Below are 7,556 nucleotides of genomic sequence, written 5' to 3' on the forward strand. Positions count from 1 at the left end.
CTGGGCGTTGGGGTCGTACTGCGCGTTCGCGTCGTACGGGGCATTGCCGTACTGATCGGCCGTGCCGTACTGGGCGTTGGGGTCGTACTGGGCTTGGGGGTCGTACTGCGGGGTCGCCGCGTCGTACGGGGCGTTGGTGTACTGGCCCTGGCCGTACGCGGTGTAGTCGCTCTGCTGCTGCGGATAGCCGTACTGGTCGTACCCGCCGGCGGGGTTCTGCTGCTGCCCCGCCCCGTACTGGTCGCCCTGGTACTGGCCTTCCTGGTACTGCGGGTAGTCGGTGCCCTGGTACTGCTGGGCGTCCCATTCCCCGTGCTGCTGCGGCACCGCCGCGTACTGGCCGGTGTCTCCCTCGGCCTGCTGCGGCACGGCCGCGTACTGACCGGTGTCCCCCTCGGCCTGCTGAGGCACGAAGACGTCATGGTCGTCGGTGGCCGGCGGTTCCGGTTCGGCCGTCTGCCGGGCCGGGGCGTACTCCGCCCGCTCCTCGCCCGTGTCGACGTCCTCGCCGCCTTCCTCGCCCTCCGCCTGGGCGGCCGCGCGCAGCCTGCGCGCCCGGCGCCCCTCGCCCGCGACCGGCTCGGCGGGGACCGGCACGGTCTCCTCGGGCAGGTCGTCGTCGATCTCCCGGCGGCGGCCCGGAAGGGCCAGGACCAGCAGGACCACGGCGAACGCGACCTGGGCCCAGATCCACGCGGAGTGCGTGAAGGACGTCTCGTACGTGAGGTCCAGCGAGCCGCCCTCGGTGGGGAGCTCGAAGCCCTGGGCCCAGCCGTCGACGGTCTTGCGGGTCAGCGCACGGCCGTCGAGCGTGGCCTGCCACCCGGGGTCGGCGGCGTCGGCGATCCGCAGCACCCGGCCGGCGCCGCCCGCCGGGATCTTGGTGTGTGCCTCGACCGGGCGGGAGCCGACCGGAAGCGGCTCGTCACCGGCGGCGGACGGGACGATCATGATCCGGGCGACCTGGCGGTCGACCCGCCAGAGCGCGCTGCCGTCCAGCTGGCTGAGCCGGCTGAGGCCGGGCGTCGCGTCGAGCACCCGGCTCATCTGCTTCGGCGCCCCGTCCCGCACGAGGACGTACCGGATCGCGAAGCCGCTGAGCTGGCTGCCCTGGTCGGCGCCGGAGCCCGCGACCAGGTTGGCGACGACCTTGTCGAGGTGGCTGTTGCCGCCGCCGGCCGCGGCCAGTTCGGCATCGCCGAGGCGTGCGCCGGAGCCACGGACCAGGGTGTACGCGACGGAGGAGGGCGACGTGCTGCCGAGCACCAGGGTGCGCGGCTGGTCGCGGGTGCTGCTCTCCTCGGCGACGAACGCGGGCACCTGCACCGGGTCGCGCCGCTCCAGCGGGCCCGCGGCGCCACCGATCATCCAGCCGCAGGCGGCCAGCACGGGGGCGATCCCCGCGGCGAGCGCGATCAGGACGGCGACCGGCTGGCGCCAGCCGAAGCTGAGTTCGGCGACGCGTACCCGGGCACCGTCCGCGCCGACCAGCGCGGCGGCGATGAGCGCGGCGCCGTAGACGAGGGTGGCCGGTCCCGCCCAGCCCGAGCCGTTGGCGAGCCCGGCGAAGGCCAGGCCCACCAGGGCGACGGCCCAGGCGGTCCGGACCGCGAACTGCCGCTCTCCGCGCAGCAGCGCGGCCAGCGCCGCGAGCACGATGCCGAGCAGCAGGACGCCGCCCGCCGCCTTGGGCCCGCCGGGGCTGATCCCGAGCAGGTCGAGGGCGGAGGCCGATCCCGTACCGGTCTGAAGGCCCGCTTCCTCCAGGAAGGACGAGGGGCTGGTCAGGAGCGAGAGCGACCAGGGCGCCAGGACGAGCAGCGGGGTGCCGACGGCGGCGAGGAAGCGGAGTCCGTAGGCCGTGATGTCGTTGCGGCGCAGCGCCAGGACACCGACGCCGAGGACCACGGCGAGCGGCCACACGATGGGGGTGAACGCCATCGTGAGGGTGAGGAGCAGGGTGTAAGCCCAGGTCGCGCGCCAGCTGCCGCGGCTGGCGCCGCCGCCGCGCATCCCGTGTGCGGAGACGGCCGCGCGGGCGATCAGGGGCAGCAGGACGAGCAGTACGGCGGTGCCGAGCCGGCCGGTCGCCAGGGCGCCGGTCGCGGCGGGCAGGAAGGCGTACGCGACACTCGCCCAGGCCCGCAGCAGCCGCGAGGGGATCAGCGGGCGGGAGACGAAGTACGCGGTGAGCCCGGCGAGCGGGACCGAGAAGACCAGCAGCAGGGTGAGCGCGAATCCGGTGGAGCCGAGGAACAGCGCGGACAGGGCCGAGATCACGCCCAGGTAGGGCGGTGCGGTCTGGGTGCCGCCGGTGCCCACGGTGTGCCAGCCGTCCGCGTACCGGCCCCACAGCTCGGAGACGTCGCCGGGTGCGGGCAGCAGGGCGCCGCCGGCCAGCGCGCCGCCGCCGATGAGGCTGCGGCAGGCGACGAGCGAGACCAGGAGCAGGACGGCGAAGAGCACCGGGCCCGGCTTGCGCCCGACCCGCTTCAACTTGGCGAACTGGTCGATCTCCAGGAAGTCGGCGTCGTCGCCGCCCGGTCCGGACTCGACGGCGCCGTGCCGCGAGCCGCCGGTCTCGGCCTCCGTGGAGCGGCCGAAGTTCCCGGCGACCTGTTCCACGGTCGCGCGGACGGTGGCGCCGGGCGCCGGGAAGAGCCCGCGCAGCTCGGCCGGGTCGATGGCGCCCTTGCCGCGTTGGCGGCGGGCCGCGAGGATCCGTCCGGGCCGCAGCAGGGTGCCGAGGAGTCCGGCGACCTCGTCGAGCGCCTGGCCGGGCACCTTGCCGACGAGGTAGGCGAGCGTACGCAGCAGGGTGCCGAGCACCAGCCGGAGCAGCGCCCAGAGCAACAGCTTGCCGCGGGCGTTGACCAGCATCGTGTAGACGGCGCCGGCCTTGTCGACACGGTGCGGGCTGGAGACGGAACGCCCGGCGCAGTCGATGGGACGGCGTTCGCGGGCGGACGCCTCGGCGTGCCGCAGGACGGCGTCGGGGGCGACGAGCACCCGGTGGCCGGCCATGTGAGCGCGCCAGCACAGGTCGACGTCGTCGCGCATCAGGGGAAGCCTGCGGTCGAACCCGCCGAGCTCCTCCCACACGTCACGGCGGATCAGCATGCCCGCGGTGGAGACGGACAGGACGGTACGGACCTGGTCGTGCTGGCCCTGGTCCTGCTCGCGCCGGTCGAGTCCGGTCCAGCGGCGCCCGCTGTTGGCGATGGAGACCCCGACTTCGAGGAGCTGCCTGCGGTCGTACCAGCCCCGGAGCTTGGGGCCGACGATCGCCGCGTGCGGGTCGTTGTCGACGACGCGGAGCATCTCGGCGAGTGCGTCGGGATCGGGCGCGCAGTCGTCGTGGAGCAGCCAGAGCCATTGCACCGGTTCGCCGTGCGGCAGTTCGGGCAGGTCGTAGGCGTCGTCGCGCCAGGATCTGGTGACCGGGTCCCAGCCGCTGGGGCGCTTCAGGTACGGCAGGTCGTCCGGGGTGAGGACACCGGCGGTGCGGCTCGCCTCGTCGACGGCGGTGCCGAAGCCCGTACGTCGCGCGAGGTGCAGGACGCGGTCGGCGCCGAGCGCCTCGGTGACCAGTTGCGCGGAGTCGTCGGCGCTGCCGGTGTCGGCGGCGACGACGCTCTGCACGGGGCGTTCCTGCCCGAGCAGCCCGGCGAGTGCGTCGGGCAGCCAGCGCGCGCCGTCGTGGGAGACGAGCACGGCGGTGACGACATGCCGGGGGAACTCTGGGGCGGCGGCGGCCGCGTACGGCGCCGTCGAATGGCTGTGCACGGACATCGAGGTACGGGCCCTCCGGCCGGGTCCGGGGGAACGTACCCCCGGGGGCTGCATCGGTGTACACGCGCGCCCTGTCGGGTCGTTGGCGCGTCTCGGACGGGGCCCCACACTAACGGTACGGATAACCGGGGCGGCGCGGAGCGGTTGAACGAGGGCGACGGCACAGCGGCCGAGAGCGGCGGCCCGGGCCCGGGGAGGCAGCCGCGGGCACGGCAATGGCCCGCCGCCTGCGGGCAGGATGCAGGCGGCGGGCCATTGGGCGAGCGGGGCCGGGGAGCGCGGCCGGGGAACGGTCCGCTCCCGGAGTCCGGCATCTTCGGGCCGGCTCTTCGGGTCAGGCTCTTCGGGCCCGGCACCTTCCGGTCGGGCTCTTCGGGTCAGGCACCCACGGGCCGGGCCCTTCCGGGCCCGGTGTCCCGGGTGCCCCGGCTGCCGCGCGTCAGATCGCGGCCTTCTTCAGGCGCCGTCGCTCGCGCTCGGAAAGACCGCCCCAGATGCCGAACCGCTCGTCTTTGGAAAGGGCGTACTCAAGGCATTCGGACCGGACTTCACAGGCGAGGCAGACCTTCTTGGCCTCGCGGGTGGATCCGCCCTTCTCGGGAAAAAAGGACTCGGGGTCGGTCTGGGCGCACAGTGCGCGCTCCTGCCAGCCGAGTTCCTCGTCCGCGTCCTCGACCAGCAGTTGCTGGAACAGCTCGGTCATGTGCGCCCCTCGTCTGTCTCTTGCGTCCCCGTGATGCGGCCGTTACCGAATCGGCCGAACGACACGAGTGAAATTACAAGTGTGTAGCTTCGTGCCAGTCAAGCGCAGATCTGCTATTGGGCCCGGTATTCACTCTGCGGCACCAAGGGTATGCGGAAAGTGTTCAAATCACCAAAAACCTGACATCCGCCATGGGCTTCGTCGTGTACCCACCCGTCACTGAGGGAAACTCCCCGGAGGGGGGACACGTTGCAATTCGATCACCGAAGCGATCAGGATCACAGTCGGGTCACGGGGCCGCGACCACGTTTACGGGTGCGTCTGCTGCGCCACATCTCCGCCGCGAGCGCTGAACAAACCTTTCTCCGCCCGGCGCAACCGGATGAGGTGAAACATTGACCCCAAATCGGCCATTGGGTTGACAGCCCGAGGTCCTTCAGCTCTCCTTGATGTCATGCCAGCGACCTCAGCGATGCGCGTCACCCACATCCGTGGGTTCCGCAGCGCTGTCCAGGCTCGCTGTTGCTGTTCCAGCTGTCTCAGCTGTTGAAGCCTTCGCGCTCCAGCCAGACGCAGCTCATCCCGGACCCCCGGATCCTCCCCTGCGGCCTTCGCGGCCGTTGGTCACCCGGTCCCCGTGGTCTCGCGACACCCCTGCATCCGCACCCGCACTTCCGTGCACTCCTGCCGAGGAACCACCGCACCCATGAACAGCTACAGCGACCTCCAGATCGCCGGCGACCTCCTTGAGGTCCAGCACCTCCTGCGCCCCGCCCGTGAGCACCCCGCCACGGTGGCGGAGTTCGCCGGGCTCGCCCGCTCCATCGCCGGTGACCGCTCCCGGTGGGCCCCGCTCGTCCAGTACGACGCCACCACCCGCTGGTACCACCGGCTGCTCAGCTTTCCCCAAGCTCCCGGCTCCGATCGAGCAGGGGAGACCCCGCTCGGCTACGACGTCTGGCTGCTCAGCTGGATCCCGGGCCAGGGCAGCGGACTGCACGACCACGGCCTGTCCTCCGGCGTCCTGACCGTGCTGGAGGGCGAACTGACAGAGCGTACGGACCGCGGAAAGCGGACGCTGGGCCACGGCGCCCAGCGTGTCTTCGCCCCCGGCTACGCCCACGAGGTGGTCAACGACTCCCTCGAACCGGCGGTCAGCCTGCACATCTACTACCCCGGACTGACCGACATGCCGATGCACTCCGCCCAGTGCACCCCGTCCGCGGCCACCGTCTGACGGCCCGCCGCCGGGTACCGCGCTTCGCCTGACAAACTGTCCGCATGCGCATTGTGGTTCTGGCCGGCGGTATCGGTGGTGCTCGTTTTCTGCGTGGCCTCAAGGAGGCCGCGCCCGACGCGGACATCACGGTGATCGGCAACACCGGTGACGACATCCATCTGTTCGGGCTCAAGGTCTGCCCCGACCTCGACACCGTGATGTACACCCTCGGCGGTGGCATCAACGAGGACCAGGGCTGGGGCCGGACCGACGAGAGCTTCCACGTCAAGGAGGAACTCGCGGCCTACGGCGTGGGACCCGAGTGGTTCGGGCTCGGCGACCGTGACTTCGCGACCCATATCGTCCGTACGCAGATGCTCGGCGCGGGCTATCCGCTGAGCGCCGTCACGGAGGCGCTCTGTGCGCGCTGGAAGCCGGGGGTCCGGCTGCTGCCGATGTCCGACGACCGGATCGAGACGCATGTGGCGGTCGATGTCGACGGCGAGAGCAGAGCCATCCACTTCCAGGAGTACTGGGTGAAGCTGCGCGCCTCCGTCCCGGCCCAGGCGATCGTGCCCGTCGGTGCCGAGCAGGCCAAGCCGGCGCCGGGTGTCCTGGAGGCGATCTCCTCGGCCGACGTCATCCTCTTCCCGCCGTCGAACCCCGTCGTGTCCGTCGGGACCATCCTCGCCGTGCCCGGTATCCGGGAGGCCATCGCCGAGGCCGGGGTGCCGGTCGTCGGCCTCTCCCCCATCGTCGGTGACGCCCCGGTGCGCGGGATGGCGGACAAGGTGCTCGCCGCGGTGGGCGTCGAGTCGACGGCCGCGGCGGTCGCCCAGCACTACGGCTCCGGGCTGCTCGACGGCTGGCTCGTCGACACCGTGGACGCGGGCTCGGTGGACGAGGTGGAGTCCGCGGGCATCCGCTGCCGTTCCGTACCGCTGATGATGACCGATGTCGCCGCCACGGCCGAGATGGCGCGGCAGGCGCTGGTTCTCGCCGAAGAGGTACGGGCATGAGCGCGGCCCCGGACGCCGCGCCCTCGTTCCGGGTGTGGGCGCTGCCCGGGATGCCCGAGGTCCGGGCCGGGGACGATCTCGCCAAGCTGATCGCCGCCACCGGGCCCGGTCTCGCCGACGGTGACGTACTGCTGGTCACCTCGAAGATCGTCTCCAAGGCGGAGGGCCGGATCGTCGAGGCCACCGACCGGGAGGCGGCGATCGACGCCGAGACGGTCCGGGTGGTGGCGCGGCGCGGCACGCTGCGGATCGTCGAGAACCGGCAGGGCCTGGTCATGGCCGCGGCCGGGGTCGACGCCTCCAACACCCCCGCCGGAACGGTCCTGCTGCTGCCCGAGGACGCCGACGCTTCGGCGCGGGCGATCCGGGAGGGGCTGCGGGACATGCTCGGCGTCGAGGTCGGCGTCATCGTCACCGACACCTTCGGGCGCCCGTGGCGCAACGGGCTGACCGATGTCGCGATCGGGGCGGCCGGGGTGCGGGTGCTGGACGATCTGCGGGGCGGGAGCGACGCGTACGGCAATCCGCTGAGCGCGACCGTGGTCGCCACCGCCGACGAACTGGCCTCGGCCGGCGATCTGGTCAAGGGCAAGGCGAACGGGCTGCCGGTGGCGGTGGTGCGCGGGCTCGGCCATGTCGTGGACCCGGCCGGTGCCGGGGGCGCACGGGCGATGGTGCGGGTCGCGGCCGACGACATGTTCCGGCTGGGGACGTCCGAGGCGGTCCGGGAGGCGATGACCCAGCGGCGTACGGTGCGCGAGTTCACCGACGACCCGGTGGACCCGGGTGCGGTGCGGCGGGCCGTGGCCGCGGCGGTGACCGC

General features: G+C 72.6%; 5 protein-coding genes. 3 read left to right on the top strand and 2 right to left on the bottom strand.

Annotation, left to right across the window (positions count from 1 at the left end):
• Nucleotides 1-3,792, bottom strand: a 3,792-nt coding sequence (locus J1C73_RS24070; protein ID WP_207318253.1) for a glycosyltransferase, incomplete at its 3' end; no start/stop codon positions are given.
• 439 nt (nucleotides 3,793-4,231) lie between these two features.
• Nucleotides 4,232-4,495 carry a WhiB family transcriptional regulator gene (locus J1C73_RS24075; RefSeq protein ID WP_024494319.1) on the bottom strand — a complete coding sequence of 88 codons (264 nt, stop codon included), beginning with the start codon at nucleotides 4,493-4,495 and terminating at the stop codon, nucleotides 4,232-4,234.
• A 706-nt stretch (nucleotides 4,496-5,201) separates the two neighbouring features.
• On the opposite strand from J1C73_RS24075, the gene J1C73_RS24080 reads away from it, so the two are divergent.
• The 3 genes from J1C73_RS24080 to J1C73_RS24090 all read left to right on the top strand — a co-directional run.
• Nucleotides 5,202-5,732: a cysteine dioxygenase gene (locus J1C73_RS24080; protein ID WP_207318254.1), complete on the top strand. Its 531-nt coding sequence runs from the start codon at nucleotides 5,202-5,204 to the stop codon at nucleotides 5,730-5,732.
• Between the two features lie 44 nt (nucleotides 5,733-5,776).
• Nucleotides 5,777-6,733, top strand: a complete 957-nt coding sequence (gene cofD / locus J1C73_RS24085) for a 2-phospho-L-lactate transferase (RefSeq protein ID WP_207318255.1) — start codon at nucleotides 5,777-5,779, stop codon at nucleotides 6,731-6,733.
• Nucleotides 6,730-7,556 (top strand): coenzyme F420-0:L-glutamate ligase (locus tag J1C73_RS24090; protein WP_207318256.1); only part of this gene is annotated, 827 nt, incomplete at its 3' end. The genes cofD and J1C73_RS24090, both read left to right, overlap by 4 nt.

It is taken from the genome of Streptomyces laculatispora, from assembly GCF_017353455.1.
Classification (GTDB): Bacteria; Actinomycetota; Actinomycetes; order Streptomycetales; family Streptomycetaceae; genus Streptomyces; species Streptomyces laculatispora.

Bases quoted from the DNA above. Each gene is read 5' to 3' on its own strand.
- J1C73_RS24075 (WP_024494319.1), bottom strand. From the start codon at position 4,495: ATGACCGAGCTGTTCCAGCAACTGCTGGTCGAGGACGCGGACGAGGAA.
- J1C73_RS24080 (WP_207318254.1), top strand. From the start codon at position 5,202: ATGAACAGCTACAGCGACCTCCAGATCGCCGGCGACCTCCTTGAGGTC.
- cofD (WP_207318255.1), top strand. From the start codon at position 5,777: ATGCGCATTGTGGTTCTGGCCGGCGGTATCGGTGGTGCTCGTTTTCTG.